General features: G+C 60.1%; 15 protein-coding genes. 5 read left to right on the forward strand and 10 right to left on the reverse strand.

Features of this window, described 5'->3' with window-relative positions:
- Positions 1–137 precede the first annotated feature (137 nt).
- The 9 genes from GIW69_RS09570 to bioB all read right to left on the reverse strand — a co-directional run bounded on the left by GIW69_RS09570 (position 138) and on the right by bioB (position 10,768).
- Positions 138–1,934 (reverse strand): acyl-CoA dehydrogenase C-terminal domain-containing protein, encoded by a 1,797-nt coding sequence (locus tag GIW69_RS09570; RefSeq protein ID WP_236482033.1) that lies wholly within the window; start codon positions 1,932–1,934, stop codon positions 138–140.
- A gap of 89 nt (positions 1,935–2,023) precedes the next feature.
- Positions 2,024–3,313, reverse strand: coding sequence for a GGDEF domain-containing protein (locus GIW69_RS09575; protein WP_236482034.1), 1,290 nt, complete (start codon positions 3,311–3,313; stop codon positions 2,024–2,026).
- Between the two features lie 354 nt (positions 3,314–3,667).
- Positions 3,668–5,473, reverse strand: a complete 1,806-nt coding sequence (locus GIW69_RS09580; protein ID WP_236482036.1) for a phenylacyl-CoA dehydrogenase — start codon at positions 5,471–5,473, stop codon at positions 3,668–3,670.
- 276 nt (positions 5,474–5,749) lie between these two features.
- A complete protein-coding gene (locus GIW69_RS09585) occupies positions 5,750–6,046 on the reverse strand; it encodes a pyrroloquinoline quinone biosynthesis protein PqqE (protein WP_236482038.1) in 297 nt (98 codons plus the stop codon).
- Positions 6,047–6,155: 109 nt separating this feature from the next.
- Positions 6,156–6,836, reverse strand: coding sequence for a dethiobiotin synthase (gene bioD / locus GIW69_RS09590; protein ID WP_236482040.1), 681 nt, complete (start codon positions 6,834–6,836; stop codon positions 6,156–6,158).
- Entirely contained in the window at positions 6,833–7,645 is an 813-nt protein-coding gene (gene bioC, locus GIW69_RS09595) for a malonyl-ACP O-methyltransferase BioC (RefSeq protein ID WP_236482042.1), read from the reverse strand. The genes bioD and bioC overlap by 4 nt, the downstream gene beginning before the upstream one ends.
- Entirely contained in the window at positions 7,638–8,369 is a 732-nt protein-coding gene (locus tag GIW69_RS09600; protein ID WP_236482044.1) for an alpha/beta fold hydrolase, read from the reverse strand. Before GIW69_RS09600 ends, bioC begins: the two co-directional genes overlap by 8 nt.
- Entirely contained in the window at positions 8,362–9,540 is a 1,179-nt protein-coding gene (gene bioF, locus GIW69_RS09605; protein WP_236482046.1) for an 8-amino-7-oxononanoate synthase, read from the reverse strand. Before bioF ends, GIW69_RS09600 begins: the two co-directional genes overlap by 8 nt.
- 172 nt (positions 9,541–9,712) lie before the next feature.
- Entirely contained in the window at positions 9,713–10,768 is a 1,056-nt protein-coding gene (bioB, locus tag GIW69_RS09610; RefSeq protein ID WP_236482048.1) for a biotin synthase BioB, read from the reverse strand.
- 91 nt (positions 10,769–10,859) lie between these two features.
- Between bioB and GIW69_RS09615 the strand changes: the two genes are divergently transcribed.
- The 5 genes from GIW69_RS09615 (at position 10,860) to rarD (ending at position 16,880) form a co-directional block, all read left to right on the forward strand.
- On the forward strand, positions 10,860–11,600 hold the full coding sequence (locus tag GIW69_RS09615; protein ID WP_236482049.1) for a ComF family protein: 741 nt from the start codon (positions 10,860–10,862) through the stop codon (positions 11,598–11,600).
- A gap of 179 nt (positions 11,601–11,779) precedes the next feature.
- The gene (locus GIW69_RS09620; RefSeq protein ID WP_236482051.1) at positions 11,780–12,544 is read left to right on the forward strand and encodes a TOBE domain-containing protein; all 765 of its coding nucleotides are present in this window, start codon (positions 11,780–11,782) and stop codon (positions 12,542–12,544) included.
- Positions 12,545–12,614: 70 nt separating this feature from the next.
- Complete coding sequence (locus tag GIW69_RS09625) at positions 12,615–14,516, forward strand: PhoX family protein (RefSeq protein ID WP_236482053.1); 1,902 nt, start codon at positions 12,615–12,617, stop codon at positions 14,514–14,516.
- Between the two features lie 299 nt (positions 14,517–14,815).
- Entirely contained in the window at positions 14,816–15,790 is a 975-nt protein-coding gene (locus GIW69_RS09630) for a serine/threonine protein kinase (protein ID WP_236482054.1), read from the forward strand.
- Between the two features lie 202 nt (positions 15,791–15,992).
- Complete coding sequence (rarD, locus tag GIW69_RS09635) at positions 15,993–16,880, forward strand: EamA family transporter RarD (RefSeq protein WP_236482056.1); 888 nt, start codon at positions 15,993–15,995, stop codon at positions 16,878–16,880.
- 215 nt (positions 16,881–17,095) lie between these two features.
- Here the strand turns inward: rarD and GIW69_RS09640 are convergent, their stop codons facing one another.
- Entirely contained in the window at positions 17,096–17,614 is a 519-nt protein-coding gene (locus tag GIW69_RS09640; RefSeq protein WP_236482057.1) for a glycine cleavage system transcriptional repressor, read from the reverse strand.
- Between the last annotated feature and the right edge of the window lie 455 nt (positions 17,615–18,069).

Genomic DNA, 18,069 nt, shown 5'->3' on the forward strand with positions numbered 1-18,069 from the left:
CGAGTGTACCCCAACAACTTTTGCGACACATAGGGTCAACTCGTGACCGGTTTGTTATTTTTGGTCAATGAAAAAGTGCAGCCTATAGGCGACCCCTCCAGTAGGAGCTGCCGCAGGCTGCGATTTTTTGACTTTCCCTAAAGCGCAAACAACTCCGCCGGCAGTTTCATCAGGCAATCACTCCCCGCCTCAATCGCCGCCCGATGCGACGCCGTGCGCGGCAATAACCGCTTGAAGTAAAACTCGCACGTCGCCAGTTTGCCTCGGCAGAAATCACCGTCGCCCTCACCCGCTTCCAATTGCGCCTGAGCCACCAGCGCCATACGCAACCACAAGTAGCCGAGAATGATGTAACCGCTGTACATCAGGTAATCGACGGAGGCAGCGCCCACTTCGTCGGGATTTTTCATCGCCGCCATGCCGACCTTCATGGTCAGCTCGCCCCACTGCTGATTGAGCTCGGCGAGTTGCGCCACGAACGGACTCAGTTGCGCATGACCGGCATTGGCCTCGCAGAGTTTGTGGACGATTTTGGTAAAGCCGCGCAGCAATTTGCCCTGGCTGCCGAGCACTTTGCGCCCGAGCAGATCCAGCGCCTGAATACCGTTGGTGCCCTCGTAGATCGGCGCGATGCGGCAGTCCCGCACCAGTTGCTCCATACCCCACTCGCGGATGAAACCGTGGCCGCCAAAGATCTGCATGCCAAGGTTGGTCACTTCCAGGCCGGAGTCGGTCATGAACGCCTTGCAGATCGGCGTGAGAAACGCCAGCAGGTCTTCGGCGTCCTGCCGCGCTGTCGCGTCTTCACTCAGGTGCGCAGCGTCGAGCAGTTGTGCGGTGAAGTAAGTCAGCGCGCGGTTGCCTTCGTTGAAGGCTTTCATGGTCAGCAGCATGCGCCGCACGTCCGGGTGGACGATGATCGGGTCGGCCGGTTTGTCCGGGGCTTTTGCGCCGGTCAGCGAGCGCATCTGCAAGCGGTCATTGGCGTATTTGATTGCGCCCTGGAAACTCGCTTCGCCCAGACACAAACCCTGCATGCCCGTGCCGAGCCGCGCGTGGTTCATCATGGTGAACATGCAGTTGAGGCCCTTGTTTGCCTCACCGATCAGAAAGCCCTTGGCAGCGTCGAAGTTCAGCACGCAAGTGGCCGAGGCCTTGATGCCCATTTTGTGTTCGATAGAACCACAGGACACGCCGTTGCGCTCCCCGGCCTCACCCGCCGCATCCGGCAGAAATTTCGGCACGATGAACAGCGAAATGCCTTTGGTGCCCGCCGGCGCATCCGGCAGTTTTGCCAGCACCAGATGGATGATGTTGCCGCTCATGTCATGCTCGCCGGCCGAGATGAAAATCTTGCTGCCGGTGACCGCATAGCTGCCGTCGGCCTGAGGCACGGCGCGGGTTTTGATGATGCCCAGATCAGTGCCGCAATGGGCTTCGGTCAAGCACATCGTGCCCGTCCACTGGCCGGCGGTGAGTTTGCTCAGATAGGTGTTTTTCTGCGCCTCGGTGCCGTGGGCGTGGATTGCCGACATCGCGCCATGGGTCAGGCCCGGGTACATGCCCCAGGACGTGTTGCTGGAACCGACCATTTCGCTGATCACCAGTCCCAGCGAACTCGGCAAACCCTGGCCGCCGTAAGTCGGGTCTGCCGCCAAGCCGTGCCAGCCGCCCTCCACGTATTGTGCGAAGGCCTCCTTGAAGCCTGTAGGCGTTGTCACCACGCCGTTGTCGAAATGGCAGCCTTCTTCGTCGCCGCTGCGATTGAGCGGTGCCAGAACGTTCTCACAGAACTTCGCGCCCTCTTCGAGAATCGCGCTGACCATGTCGGGGCTGGCGTCGTGGGCGCCCAGCGCGGCGTAGTTAGCATGGAAATCGAAGACGTGGTCGATCAGAAAGCGCATGTCGCGCAGGGGGGCTTTGTACTCAGGCATGGTGCTTCTCCGTCAGCAGATTTCTTCAACCTACTGCCGGCCACCACGCCCCACAATCATTGTGCAGACGCTGAATGCGCCGTCATCACTCAACCCGCAGCCGCCTCCATGCGCACCGCGCCCCGGCGGTTTTGCCCGAACGCCACCACGCAGTTACGCCCCGCGCCCTTGGCCGCGTAGAGCGCCTCGTCGGCGGATTTGAGCACTTGCTCCGGATTGCGCTGCTCCAGTCGTTCGGCGACACCGATACTCACCGTCACCGACACACTCGATGCGCCGGATCCGGCGCGGCGCTGGCGCCCCTGTTGATCGTCCTGCGGGCGATTTTCCTGGTTGCGCAACTGGATGTTGTAGGACGCAATCGACTCGCGGATGACTTCCAGGTGCGGCATGCATTCTTCGAGGGTCTTGCCTGCGAACACCAGGGCAAATTCCTCACCGCCGTAGCGATACGCCCTACCGCCACCGCTGATTTTCGACAGTTTGGCGGCGACCAGTCGCAACACCTGATCGCCAACATCGTGGCCGTGTGTGTCGTTGAATTTCTTGAAATGGTCAACGTCGCTCATCGCCAGCACGTAGTTGCGGCCCAGACGCTGCATGCGTTCGTTGAGTGCGCGGCGCCCCGGGAGGCCGGTGAGTTCGTCGCGGAAAGCCATTTGATAAGCTTCGTGCGCAACCGCCGCCGCAATCATCAACATCACCTGGCTGCACATGATGTTCAGGGTGAACGGCAGGATGAAGGTTTTCGGTAACATCCAGAACACGCCGAGCAACCCGACCAGTTGTGCCGCGTGCAGCGGTCGCGGGTTGCGCCAGTATTGCCAGGCCAGCAACAGAAACGCCGAGATGAACACCGGATAGGAGAGCTGAATCAGGCTCATCCACGCTCCGTGCAATGCGGGCCAGCGGATTTCCGAAAGCCACATCAGCAAGGCCTGCGGGTAACTTTGCTCCAGACCCAGCGCCACGCTACCGAACGCCAGCAGCACGGCAAACCGCGCGACCATGTCCTGGAACAAGTGCGTGCGTTCCTGCCACGCGGCGAACAGGCCGAACAGCAGCGGCAATAACAGACACACCAAATGAAACACCACGGCGGCGTCCTCGCGGACTTTGCCGTTGTCGCGGTAATAATCGGTCTGGGTGTCGAGCAAAAAGTAGGCGATGTACACCGTGACCATCAGAAACAGTTCACGTTGACGTCGGTAAACGGCGCAGTACGCGCCGCCCAACAGCAGCACCAGTGTCGGCAGCACGTTGAACAGCGAAGTGAAAAACACGTTGAGGTCTTTGACGTACGCAGCCGCCAGCCCCGCTAGCAATAACAGCAGGGAAGGCAGGAAATGGCTGAGACGTACAGCGGAAGAACGCGGCAAGGGTAAAGCTCCGACCGGCAAATCAGTTGATGGCATTGTGCCTGCAATGTGGCCAGTTAAGCACCTCCATTGTGATCCAGATCACAGCCTCTCTCTTTAACGGCCGCAAGGCTGAGTTTCTGAGGGTTTTGACGAGGTTTTTTGCCTTTGCCCGCGGGAACGGCGCCCATGGCCACTATCTCTGGTGGCCATGGGCACTGCGATTACAAAAAAGATCGTTGTGCTGCGACAGCAACGGCCTTCTTGCGCTGGGTGATTCGCATAACCGCAAGGCACCCGACCGCAGGTTTTCAGAGGGCATAAAAAAACCGCTGCTCCCGAAGGCGCAGCGGTTTTGTCAGACCGCGTTAAGGCTTAGTAACCCAAAGCGAAGTCTTCTTCTTTCATGTCCATCAGGTTGTTGGCGCCCGACAGCATGGTTGCCACGTGCGTACGGGTACGCGGCAGGATGCGCTGGAAGTAGAAGCGCGCCGTTTGCAGCTTGGCGGTGTAAAACGCCGCATCGCTGGTGCCTTCTGCCAGCTTCTCGGCTGCCAGGCGGGCCATGTCGGCCCAGAAGTAGGCCAGGCAGGCATAACCGGAGTACATCAGGTAATCCACGGAAGCCGCGCCGACTTCTTCGCGATCTTTCATGGCCGCCATACCGACCTTCATGGTCAGCTCGCCCCATTCTTTGTTCAGTGCAGCCAGCGGCGTTACGAATTCCTGAACGGCTTCGTTGCCTTCGTTGGTCTGGCAGAACTTATGGACGATCTTGGTGAAGCCTTTCAGAGCCTCGCCTTGCGTCATCAACACTTTACGGCCCAGCAGGTCGAGTGCCTGGATGCCGGTGGTGCCTTCGTACAGCATCGAAATGCGGCTGTCGCGTACGTTCTGCTCCATGCCCCACTCGGCGATGAAGCCGTGGCCGCCGTATATCTGCACGCCGTGGTTGGCGGACTCGAAACCGACTTCGGTCATGAAGGCTTTGGCGATTGGCGTCATGAAAGCCAGCAGTGCGTCGGCCTTCTTCTTCTCTTCTTCGTCCACGCCATATTTGACGATGTCGACCTGTTTGGCGGTGAAGTAGACCATCGCACGGTTGCCTTCGGCGAAGGCCTTCATGGTCAACAGCATACGGCGTACGTCAGGGTGAACGATGATCGGGTCAGCAGCTTTGTCCGGCGCTTTCGGGCCGGTCAGGGAACGCATCTGCAAACGGTCGCGAGCGTATTTCAGGCCACCCTGGAAACCGATCTCGGCGTGAGCCAGACCTTGCAGCGCGGTGCCCAGGCGTGCGGTGTTCATGAAGGTGAACATGCAGTTCAGGCCTTTGTTCGCCGGGCCGATCAGGAAGCCGGTCGCGCCGTCGAAGTTCATCACGCACGTGGCGTTGCCGTGGATGCCCATCTTGTGTTCGAGGGAGCCGCAGGTCACAGCGTTGCGTGCTCCGACAGTGCCATCGGCATTCGGCATGAACTTGGGAACGATAAACAGGGAGATGCCTTTGGTGCCGGCCGGTGCGTCCGGCAGGCGAGCCAGTACGATGTGGACGATGTTATCGGCCATGTCGTGTTCACCGGCCGAGATGAAAATCTTGGTGCCGGACACTTTGTAGGATCCGTCGGCCTGAGGCTCAGCCTTGGTGCGCAGCATGCCCAGGTCGGTGCCGCAGTGAGGTTCAGTCAGGCACATGGTGCCAGTCCACTCGCCGGAAACCAGTTTGGTCAGGTAGGCGTTTTGTTGCTCAGGGGTGCCGTGCTCGGAGATGGTGTTCATCGCACCGTGCGAGAGGCCCGGATACATGCCCCACGACCAGTTGGCTTCGCCGACCATCTCGCTGACCGCCAGGCCTAGCGACTCAGGCAGACCCTGACCGCCATGCTCGACGTCATGAGCCAGGCTCGGCCAGCCACCTTCGACAAATTGTTTGTAGGCTTCTTTGAAGCCAGTCGGGGTTTTCACGCCGGACTCACTCCAGGTGCAGCCTTCGGTATCGCCCACGCGGTTCAGCGGTGCCAATACCTGCTCACAAAACTTGGCGCCTTCCTCGAGGATGGCGTCAACCATGTCCGGCGTGGCATCTGCGCACGCTGGAAGGCTCTGATAGTGCGCTTCGTAGCCGAGCAACTCGTCACGAACGAAGCGAATATCACGCAAGGGGGCCTTGTAGTCAGGCATAGCGATAAACCTCTGCTGATGTAACCGGGAATGAACGACCGCATGGAATTTGTTGTGACGGTCAAACAGTTGTTTGAAACATACGTTTACGCCGAAACCTTGTCAAGGGTCGATGTTTTGCCGTTCGTCTTCACACTTTTCAAATGCCGCGCACACGGCGGCGCTGCACGCATGACCTGTCGTGCGTGCGGAAAAAAGATTAGTTGAGGAAGAACGACTTACAACGAAAAACGCCGCGATCAGCCGCGGCGTTTGGCAAAGCTCAACTGGATTCGATCACGCGTACGTATCGATCAACGTACCCAGCACTTCATCGGAAGCCTTGGCAACACTAACGCCCAGCTCCGTTTGAAACTTGCCTTGAGCCATCTCGACCATGTTGCTGGCCATGTCCGATTGCTGGCTGCGATCCACCGACAGCAGGCGATCAACCTGAACCTCGGACGACTGGCTGGTCACCGAGCGCTCGATGGTGTTGTTGGCGATCTGGCCGGCCGCCGCATCGACGCGGTTTTGCCCCGTCTGAATGGTACTCAGCCCGGCATAAAAAGCGGTGTTGCCTGAGATTTCCATAGAAGTTCTCGTCCTTGCGAAGGATCAACAGCGGCCATTGAACCAGAGGCGCCAGAAAAACACCCGTCAAAAACACTAATGGCACAGTGCCTTGTCATAGGCAGAAACTTCAGTCCAGCAGATCCAGCTGCAGGTGCGCCGCCACTGCCTCGGCTGTCGCCGGCTTGAGCTTGGGTACGCGCCCCAGGCACGGCGCCGGAATCCGCTCGGCCAACGTGGCGAGATTTTCTTCCAGCCGTGAAGTTTTCGGATCGATGATATTGGCCACCCAACCCGCCAGTTGCAGGCCGTCGCGGGCAATCGCCTCAGCCGTCAACAACGCATGACTGATGCAACCCAGGCGCACGCCTACCACCAGAATCACCGGCAGCTTCAGTGCGATGGCCAAATCAGAAAGATTGTCCTGATCGGCCAACGGCACCCGCCAACCGCCTGCACCTTCAATCAAGGTGAAATCGGCATTCATGGCAAGAACCTGCCGCATCGGCGCCAGCAGCGATTGCACCGTTAAGGCCACACCCGCCTCCCGTGCGGCCAAATGCGGAGCGATGGCCGGCTCGAACGCCACCGGATTGACCTGTTGATAGGTCATCGGCAACGAACATTCAGCCATCAGCGCCAAGGCGTCGCTATTGCGCAAGCCTTTGGGCGTCACCTCGCAGCCCGATGCCACCGGTTTTCCCGCTGCCGTGCTCAACCCGGCCGAGCGCGCGGCATGCAGCAATCCGGCGGCCACGGTGGTCTTGCCGACATCGGTGTCAGTTCCGGTAATGAAATAGGCTGCGTTCATAAGGGTTTCTCCAGCACCGCATAGACCACTTGATAGGTCGCCGGCAATCCTTGCATCCGCCGGAACTGCTCGTAAGCCTCAATCAAGCCAAGAATCCGCGCCCGCCCGGTCAACCCCCCAGGCCGGCCGGGATTGAGGTTGTGCGCACCCAACGCCTTGAGTTCGTGAGTCAGGCTGCGCACATCAGCGTAATGCAGCACATGCGCTTGATTCACCAGGGTTACGCTGCGCAAGCCACTGGCCGCACACAACTGTTCATAACGGGCGAACTCGCGGAAACGGTTGACGTGCACCAGCCCATCGACCTGCCTCCAGCTGTCGCGCAGTTCGTACAGCGTCCCAACACAAAGACTAGCAAAAGCAAAGATCCCGCCTGGTTTGAGTACGCGGAAGGCTTCGCCGAGTACCGATTCGAAGTCCGCACACCATTGCACCGCCAGGCTGGAAAAGATCAGATCGCAGGACGCATCCTGCAGCGGGAGGCGTTCGGCATCGCCGGCAATGAAATGTTCGGCACCGCCCAGAGGGCGCGCGTGATTGAGCATGCCCTCGGCGATATCCAGCGCCACGCCTTCGCTCGCGACAAAGCGCTCGGCCAGCGCACGGGTGAAATACCCGGTGCCGCACCCAAGGTCGAGCCAGCGCTGCGGATCAATCGTCTCAGGCAAGCGATTGAGCAACTGTGTTCCGACGTCACGCTGCAACTCGGCGACGCTGTCGTAACTGGCCGCCGCACGGGAGAAGGAGGCGGCCACTTGGCGTTTGTCCGGCAAGCCGCCGTGCAACGCCGCCAGGGATAAATCAGTCATCACCGCTCTCATGTAAAAACGCCTGGATGGCACCCGCCACTCCGTGCGGATCCTCCAGAAGAAATCCGTGGCTGGCCTGTTCGATCAAGCCAACTTCCACATCCGCCAACAGCGCGAACAACGCCCCCGCCGCCTCCGCCGGCACCAATGCGTCGAGGCCGGCAAACAGGTGCAACTGTGGGCCGCGATAGGCCTGCAAGGCGTCGCGCGTGTCCAGTTGGGCGAGCAATTCCAGCCCCGCCATCAGCGCTGCCGGCGATGTATTCGGCGCAGCACCGAGCATCAATCGCGACAAGCCACGCGGATCCTGTGAACCTTGGGCGCAGAGCAGCGAAAAACGCTTGAGGGTCGTACGCGGATCGGCCGAGCAGCCGGCCAGAAACGCATCGAAGGTTTCACCCGGCATCGCGCTCGGCCATTGCTCGTGCGCAACGAAGGAAGGATTGCTCGCCAGGGTAAACACGCCGCAACAGCGCTCGCCGCGCCGCGCCGCCAATTCGGATGCGAGCATGCCGCCCAGCGACCAGCCACCGAGCCAGACATCTTGAGGAATACGTTCATCGAGTTGGTCGAGCCAGTCTTGCGGATCACTGGAATCCAGCTCGGGCATCGGCTCAATGTCGACATTCAAATGCTCATCAAGCCCGCGCAATGCGGCAGCCAGCGGTTCCAGCGGCGAGATGCCGAGGCCCCAGCCGGGCAACAGAATCAGTCGATCACGCATGGCTTGGTTCCGATTTGAGCTGAGCGAAACAATCAGCCAGTCCTTCTAACAATAGCTGCACCTGCGCCTCGCTGTGGGCGGCCGTCAGCGTCACGCGCAACCGCGCGCTGCCGGCGGGCACTGTGGGCGGACGGATCGCCGTGACCATTAATCCGCGTTCGCGCAGCATCTGTGACAGGCGCACCGCACGACCGGCATCGCCGATCAGGATTGGCTGGATCGGCGTGAAGCTGTCCATCAGTTCCAGGCCAATTTGTTCGGCACCGTGGCGGAACTGGCGGATCAACGTCTGTAAATGCTCACGTCGCCAATGCTCGCTGCGCAGCAATTCAAGACTTTTAAGCGTTGCGCAGGCCAGGGCCGGCGGTTGGCTGGTGGTGTAAATGTACGGGCGAGCGAACTGAATCAGACTTTCGATCAGTTCTTCACTGCCGGCGACAAATGCGCCAGCGGTGCCGAATGCCTTGCCGAGGGTGCCGACCAGCACTGGCACATCGTCCTGACTCAAGCCGAAATGCTCGACGATCCCACCGCCATTGGCACCCAACGGGCCAAAGCCGTGCGCATCATCGACCATCAACCATGCGCCGCTGGCCTTGGCTTCACGAGCCAGGGCCGGCAGATCGGCGACGTCACCGTCCATGCTGAACACGCCATCGGTGACCACCAGCGTATTGCCGGTGGCTTTCTCCAGACGCTTGGCCAGACTGTCGGCGTCGTTGTGCAGATAGCGATTGAAGCGCGCGCCGGACAACAGGCCGGCGTCCAGCAACGAGGCATGGTTGAGGCGATCTTCCAGCACGGTGTCGCCCTGTCCGACCAGCGCCGTGACCGCGCCGAGGTTGGCCATGTAACCGGTGGTGAACAACAGCGCTCGCGAGCGGCCGGTGAGATCGGCCAGCGCTTCTTCGAGTGCGTGATGCGGGCCGCTGTGGCCGATCACCAGATGCGAAGCCCCGCCACCGACGCCCCAACGCGACGCGCCCGCACGCCAGGCTTCGATGACTTGTGGGTGATTGGCCAGGCCCAAATAGTCGTTGTTGCAGAACGCCAACAATGCCTGGCCGTCGACCACCACTTCCGGCCCTTGCGGACTTTCAAGCAAGGGGCGTTGGCGGTAGAGATTGTCGGCACGGCGGGCAGCAAGGCGTGCGGCGAGATCGAAAGACATGCAGGCCTCGTAGGTCAGACTAGGGATTCAAGGATGAACACAGAACCTGTGGGAGCTGGCTTGCCAGCGATGGCAGACGCACATTCGATAACAATGTCGACTGAAAAATCGCTATCGCTGGCAAGCCAGCTCCCACAAGGTTTGCATTTCAATCAGCCAGAGTGAATCGCGATCAGACGGCGGCGTTGTAGAACTGCTCGCTGCTCTTCTGCTCCACCAGCGCTTGTTCGATCGCGGCCTGGTGCACTTCGTCGGCGTGCTCTTCGCGAGCTTCCGGCAAGATGCCCAGGCGCGAGAAGAGTTGCATGTCCTTGTCGGCCTGCGGGTTGGCGGTGGTCAGCAACTTATCGCCGTAGAAAATCGAGTTGGCGCCGGCGAAGAACGCCAGGGCCTGCATCTGCTCGTTCATCGCTTCGCGGCCGGCGGACAGGCGCACATGGGATTTCGGCATGAGAATGCGCGCCACGGCGAGCATGCGGATGAAGTCGAACGGGTCGATGTCTTCGGCGTTTTCCAGCGGCGTACCGGCGACCTTCACCAGCATGTTGATCGGCACCGATTCCGGATGCTCGGGCAGATTGGCAAGCTGGATGAGCAAATTGGCGCGGTCGTCGAGGGACTCGCCCATGCCAAGAATGCCACCCGAGCAGATTTTCATGCCCGAATCACGCACATAGGCCAGGGTTTGCAGGCGCTCGCTGTATGTGCGGGTGGTGATGATGCTGCCGTAGAACTCCGGCGACGTATCGAGGTTGTGGTTGTAGTAATCGAGGCCGGCCTTGGCCAGCGCTTCGGTCTGATCCTGATCCAGACGCCCGAGCGTCATGCAGGTTTCCAGGCCCATGGCTTTCACGCCTTCGACCATTTTCAGCACATACGGCATATCTTTGGCCGACGGATGTTTCCACGCCGCGCCCATGCAGAAACGGGTCGAACCGATGGCCTTGGCGCGGGCAGCCTCTTCGAGGACTTTCTGCACCTCCATCAGCTTTTCTTTTTCCAGGCCGGTGTTGTAGTGACCGGATTGCGGGCAGTACTTGCAGTCTTCCGGGCAAGCGCCGGTCTTGATCGAAAGCAGGGTGGAAACCTGAACGCGGTTGGCGTCGAAATGGGCGCGGTGCACCGTCTGTGCCTGGAACAACAAGTCATTGAATGGCTGGACGAAAAGTGCTTTGACTTCGGCCAGTTTCCAGTCGTGACGCAGGTTTGCAGTGGTGCTGGCGCTCATGGGCAATTCCTTGGTTATGCTTGGCGAGCGCCTGCGAAAAAGGAATATCCACAGGCGCGACACGGATGTTCGGCATATTTAAGGAAGAGTCATGAGCTGTCAACCACGACACGACAAGTCGGTTTACATCTGGTTAAAAAACAAACAATCCTGTTTGTTGTGCGACGAGGTAGCGGACGACATAACGCCCCTCTGCATGGCTTGCGAAACCGATCTGCCGTGGCTGGGTGAGCAATGTAAAACGTGCGCGCTGCCCTTGCCGGGCGCAGGCCTCACATGCGCCGATTGTCTGCGCGATCCACCCGCTTTCGAACAAGTCGCAACGCCGTGGCTGTATGGCTTCCCGGTGGACAGCCTGATCACGCGCTTCAAGCACAACGCGAAATGGCCGTTTGGTCATCTGTTGGCCGATGTTCTAGGCCAATACTTGCAACATCGCTTCGATGAAGACTTGCCACGACCCGATGCATTGCTGCCAGTGCCGATGGCGAATAAACGCCTGCGACAACGCGGATTCAATCAGGCGGCAATGCTCGGGCGGTGGTTGAGCCGGCAGCTTGAACTGCCGTGTGAAGAAAACATCCTGCGACGAATCCACCACACCAGCGCTCAGCAGGATCTCGATGCCAAGGCGCGCAAACGTAACTTGCTCAACGCTTTCATCCTCGCGCCTGAAGTGCCGGTCAAAGGCCGGCATCTGGCGCTGGTAGACGACGTGCTGACCACTGGCGCCACCGCTCAGGCCTTGGCGCGATTGCTGATGAACGCCGGGGCGGCGCGGGTCGATGTCTACTGCCTGGCACGCACCCCAAAACCGGGCGATGCTCCCTGACCCAACATCAAATCCTGTGGCTGGCTTGCCAGCGATGGCGGACTGCCTGTCCCATCAATATCAACTGACCAGGCGCTATCGCGAGCAGGCTCACTCCTACAGGTATCCCGACCAACTTGACTCCTGGTCACTGAGCAGCCAACTTCCTCTTTCACCGCCACAGCAAAAAGCCCCCATTCATGTCCCTGCCTACCCTGTTGTCCCAGCACATCGCCCGCCGCCCGCAGCGTATCGCGCTGCTGCAACACATCGCCGAACAGGGCTCGATCACCCGTGCCGCGAAAAGCGCCGGGCTCAGTTACAAGGCCGCGTGGGATGCGATCGATGAGTTGAACAACCTGGCGCAGAACCCGTTGGTCGAGCGCGTGATCGGCGGCAAGGGCGGCGGCGGGGCGAAGTTGTCCAGCGAAGGCGAACGGGTGCTGCGTCTCTATCAAAAGCTGCAAGCCTTGCAGGCCCAGGTGCTGGAAGCCGCCGAGGACGCCAGCGACCTCGACTTGCTCGGTCGCCTGATGTTGCGCACCAGTGCACGCAATCAATTGCACGGCAAGGTCATCGCAATACAGAGTCATGGCCGCAATGACCTCGTGCGCCTGGAACTGGCGGCAAACCTCTGCATCGACGCGCAGATCACCCACGACAGCACCGTGCATTTAGAGCTGCAACCGGGCACGGTCGTCGTGGCGTTGATCAAGGCGGGCTGGCTTGATTTGCTGGCGATGAACGACACGCCTGTCGCCGGACAAAACCTGCTGACCGGGCGCATCGAAGCGATCCTCGACGCCGAGGACGGCCCCAGCGAAGTGCGTATCGCCCTGCCCAACGGTCAGACCCTTTGTGCCCTCGCCGAACCGCTGCACCTGCGCAGCCGAGGGCTGACTGTCGACAATTCGGTGCAGGTGCAGTTTTCCCCGTCACAAGTGCTGATCGGTACACCGCTTTAGTCGGATAACTGCAACAAAAGCGTCATCACCCATCATTAAGGTGACTGCAAAAACCTGCAGGGAGCCTGATGTGAGCCTATTAGAAGAAAACCAATCCACCGACCTTGAAAAAATGGTCGGCCTCTGCCGTCGAGGGTTCATCAGCGCCGGTGCGTTGTGCGGCGCCGCAATGTTCCTCGGCGGCAATCTGCTGAGTCGCAGCGTGTTGGCAGCCGGTGTCAGCGCCGGCAATAGCAGCCTGCTAGGCTTCGACAGCATCGCCGCTGCCACCACCGACGTCATCACCTTGCCCAAGGGTTACACCTCTACGGTGCTGATCAGTTGGGGCCAGCCGTTGCAGAAAAACGGCCCTGCCTTCGACCCGAGCGGCAATGGCACGGCGGCCGCGCAGGAAGTGCAGTTCGGCGACAACAATGACGGCATGAGCCTGTTCGAATTCCCCGGCGAGCAGAACCGTGCGCTGATGGCGATCAACAACGAATACACCAACTATCGCTACCTCTACCCCCACGGCGGCATGCCGCAATCGGCCGAAGACGTGCGCAAGGCTCTGGCGTGCGAAGGCGTGTCGGTGATCGAAGTGCAGCGCGAGAACGGGCAGTGGCAATTCGTCCAGGACTCGCGCTACAACCGCCGTATTCACGGCAATTCGCCGATCCGTGTCAGCGGCCCGGCCGCCGGTCACGATCTGCTGAAAACCGCTGCCGACAAACACGGCAACAAAGTCCTCGGCACCTTCCAGAACTGCGCCAACGGCAAAACACCGTGGGGCACGTATCTGACCTGCGAAGAGAACTTCACCGATTGCTTCGGCAGCAGCAACGCCGAACAAACATTCGATGCCGCGCAGAAGCGCTATGGCGTGGTCGCCGCCAGCAAGGACATCAACTGGCATCCTCACGACCCGCGTTTCGACATGGCCAAGAATCCGAACGAACTCAACCGTCACGGCTGGGTGGTCGAGATCGACCCGTTCGACCCGCAATCGACACCGGTCAAACGCACGGCGCTGGGCCGCTTCAAACATGAAAACGCCGCCCTCGCCGAGACCAGCGACGGTCGCGCCGTGGTTTACATGGGCGATGACGAGCGTGGCGAGTTCATCTACAAATTCGTCAGCCGCGACAAGATCAACCACCGCAACGCGAAGGCCAACCGCGACATCCTCGATCACGGCACCCTGTATGTGGCGAAATTCGACGCCGGCGACAGCAACCCGGATCACCCGAAAGGCCAGGGCCAATGGATCGAACTGACCCACGGCAAAAACGGCATTGACGCCAGCAGCGGGTTCGCCGATCAAGCTGAAGTGCTCATTCATGCACGCCTCGCGGCCTCGGTGGTGAACGCTACGCGCATGGATCGCCCGGAGTGGATCGTCGTCAGCCCGAAGGACGGTCAGGTGTATTGCACGTTGACCAACAACGCCAAACGCGGCGAAGACGGCCAACCGGTGGGCGGGCCGAATCCACGGGAGAAAAACGTCTACGGGCAGATTCTGCGCTGGCGCACCGAACGCGACGATCACGCGTCCGAAACTTTCGCCTGGGATCTGTTTGTGGTGGCCGGCAACCCCGGCGTGCACGCCGGTACGCCGAAGGGCGGATCGTCGAACATCACCCCGCAAAACATGTTCAATAGCCCGGACGGTTTGGGTTTCGACAAGGCCGGACGCCTGTGGATTCTGACTGACGGCGATTCAAGCAATGCCGGAGATTTTGCCGGTATGGGCAACAATCAGATGCTGTGTGCGGATCCTGCGACCGGAGAGATCCGCCGGTTCATGGTCGGGCCGATTGGTTGCGAAGTCACCGGGATCAGTTTTTCACCGGATCAGAAGACCTTGTTTGTCGGGATTCAACATCCGGGGGAGAACGGCGGGTCGACCTTCCCCGAGCATTTGCCGAACGGCAAGCCACGGTCATCGGTGATGGCGATTACCCGTGAAGATGGCGGGATCGTCGGCGCCTGATCCCTCGCCTTCGCGAGCAGGCTCGCTCCCACAAGGAAATGCATTCCAACTGTAGGAGCGAGCCTGCTCGCGAAAGCGTCAGCACATCTAACATCATTGTCGACTGACACACCGCCATCGCTGGCAAGCCAGCTCCCACAAGTTTTTCCGCCAATCCAAATACCGAGAGCCTATCCAAATTCCTGTGGGAGCTGGCTTGCCAGCGAGGGCGTCGGCAGCAACACCATCCACCTCATCCGTCCCCATCTGCGCTACCATGCCGGGCCGGACGCGGCAGCCTGCTGCGCGCAGGAGTCAGCATGGCCCACCCGTTTGAAACCCTCACCCCAGACCTCGTGCTTGATGCCGTCGAAAGCATCGGGTTCCTGAGCGATGCGCGCATTCTGGCGCTCAACAGCTACGAAAACCGCGTCTATCAGGTCGGCATCGAAGACTCCGAGCCGCTGATCGCCAAGTTCTATCGTCCACAACGCTGGACCAATGAAGCCATTCTGGAAGAGCACGCTTTCACCTTCGAACTGGCCGACGTCGAGATCCCTGTAGTAGCGCCGCTGATCCACAACGGCGAAACCCTGCACGAGCACGCCGGTTTCCGCTTCACCCTGTTCCCCCGCCGTGGCGGCCGTGCGCCGGAACCGGGCAATCTCGATCAGCTGTACCGCCTCGGCCAGTTGCTCGGGCGCATTCACGCGGTCGGTGCCACGCGTCCGTTCGAACATCGCGAAGCGCTGGGCGTGAAGAATTTCGGTCAGGACTCGCTGGCGACATTGCTGGACGGCAATTTCATCCCCAAAAGCCTGCTACCGGCCTACGAATCGGTAGCCCGCGATCTGCTCAAACGCGTCGAAGAGGTCTACGCCACCACGCCGCACCAGAACATCCGCATGCACGGCGACTGCCATCCCGGCAACATGATGTGCCGCGACGAGATGTTCCACATCGTCGACCTCGATGACTGCCGCATGGGCCCGGCGGTGCAGGATATCTGGATGATGCTCGCGGGGGACCGTCAAGAATGCCTGGGGCAATTGTCGGAATTGATGGACGGCTACAACGAATTCCACGATTTCGATCCCCGCGAGCTGGCGCTGATCGAACCGCTGCGTGCCCTGCGCCTGATGCATTACAGCGCCTGGCTGGCGCGGCGCTGGGACGACCCGGCGTTCCCGCGCAGCTTTCCGTGGTTTGGCACCGAGCGGTATTGGGGCGATCAAGTGTTAGCGTTGCGCGAGCAGTTGGCGGCGTTGAATGAAGAACCGCTGAAACTGTTCTGACAATCCGTCCCTTGTAGGAGTGAGCCTGCCCGCGATAGCAATCTGTCAGTTGATCTTTCTGTGACTGACACACCGCCATCGCGAGCAGGCTCACTCCTACAGAGATTCTGTGTTAACAATTTTCTGACTAATCAGCTCGGACATCCTTGGAAAAATCTCCTTACAATCCCTCTTTTGTTAGCTGCCTAAGCAAGGATTCTGCATGCAAGCCGCCAACCCGCGTCGCGGGTACATTCTGGGCCTGACCGCCTACATCATCTGGGGACTGTTCCCGATTTATTTCAAAGCCATCGCCAGCGTGCCTGCGGTGGAAATCATTATCCATCGCGTGCTGTGGTCGGCGTTGTTCGGCGGCTTGCTGCTGCTGGTCTGGAAGCATCCGGGCTGGTGGCGCGAATTACGTGATAATCCACGGCGTCTGGCGATCCTGGCCTTGAGCGGCACGCTGATCGCGGCGAACTGGCTGACGTACGTCTGGTCGGTGAATAACGGCCGGATGCTGGAGGCAAGTCTCGGTTACTACATCAACCCGCTGGTGAACGTGCTGCTCGGCATGCTGATCCTCGGGGAGCGCCTGCGCCGGATGCAATGGGTCGCGGTAGGGTTGGCAGCGATCGGCGTGGCGCAGCAGGTCTGGCAGGTCGGCAGCCTGCCGTGGGTGTCGCTGGTGCTGGCGTTGACCTTCGGTTTCTACGGCTTGATCCGCAAGCAGGCGCCGGTCAAGGCACTGCCGGGACTGGTGGTTGAAACCTGGATGCTGGTGCCGATCGCGGCCGCCTGGCTGTTGCTGAACCCGACCGCGAGCAGTGCCCAAGCCGAGTTCTGGACGACATCCGAAGCGTGGTGGCTGGTAGCCGCCGGCCCCGTAACGCTGATCCCTCTGGTGTGTTTCAACGCCGCCGCGCGGCATTTGCCCTACACCACCCTCGGCTTTCTGCAATACCTGGCGCCGACCCTGGTGCTGCTGCAAGCGGTGCTGCTGTTTGATGAGCACTTGTCGTCGAGCACCCTGACCGCGTTCATGTTCATCTGGGCCGGTCTTGCGGTGTACAGCATCGACGCCTGGATGAGCCTGCGCCGTCGCAGCTGAACAAAAAACGCACAAACCTTCGCAGGCCACGGTTCTCGTGGCCTGCGCCGTTCCTTCCCAAGGTTATCCACAGCGTGATCCCCGCCGATTGTGCGCAAGTCGTTGAATGCTGGTGATTTTTTGATCGCCTCCCGGCAGACCACGGCGGACGTGGCCTGCAAGCGCATCTCTACAGGTTATCCACAGGCGGGTGCACGTTAAAACTGGATAACCTGTCAGGCCTCCGTACGCAGCACCAACTCCACCATCAAATCATCGGCCAAGGTTTCCAGGCGCGATTGCAGCACGTCCAGCGACAGGGTCAGAGGGACGGCGAGAATCGCATCGGCATGGAACAGCGGCTCGCTGCTCATTGGCGCCGGGCGTACTTCGGTCACCAGCCGTTCAAGGTTGACGCCCTGCTCGCTCAACAGTCGTGTGATGTCACGCACGATGCCCGGGCGGTCGTTACCCACCAATTCCATGGTGATCGGCTTCCACGTGCAGGACTGTTCGATACCGCTTTCGGCGATCAATACACGGATGCCATGACTCGACAGCGCTTGCAGCGCATCGACCAATTCGTCGTAAGCCTCGGCGGGAACCCCCACGCGCAAAATCCCGGCGAACTGCCCAGCCATTCGCGACATGCGGCTTTCCAGCCAGTTGCCGCCGTGCTCCGCAATGCATTGGGCGATGCGCTCGACCTGCCCGGGTTTGTCCGGGGCGAAAACGGTGAGTACGAGGTGATCCATGGCGCAGCCCTCTTTTTTATTGAAAGGCAAGTATAGGCAAGGGTTAAGCGAGCGCCGTCGCGACTGTCCTCATCGCCGGCAGGCTGGCTCCTACAGTTCTGCGTACGCACAAACCTTGTGGGAGCCAATCTGCTGCGATTGGCATTCCACCGACATCGAAGAATCACAAATCGTGTACAACTTTTAATATTTAACTGGAACAATCTGCCAGTTTTTTGAGAACATCCCGTGCCTCGCCGTGACTGCAATGCGTCACGGGGTCGCAGATCGACGCAAATGGTCTGATTTTCACAAGCGCAATTCATCATGTAGTATGCCGCTGCGCGCACTACATAACGTTGGATCGATGTCTGCCCCAGGCACTTCGCAGCCCTGAAAGCCCCGTCAGCAAGGCCCCAAGCCGTTGATTGGTTCCAACCCAGCCGCCAGAAATGGCATGCACTGGTAGAGGGGTT

The organism is Pseudomonas syringae (assembly GCF_021605415.1).
In the GTDB taxonomy this organism is placed as follows: domain Bacteria; phylum Pseudomonadota; class Gammaproteobacteria; order Pseudomonadales; family Pseudomonadaceae; genus Aquipseudomonas; species Aquipseudomonas syringae_S.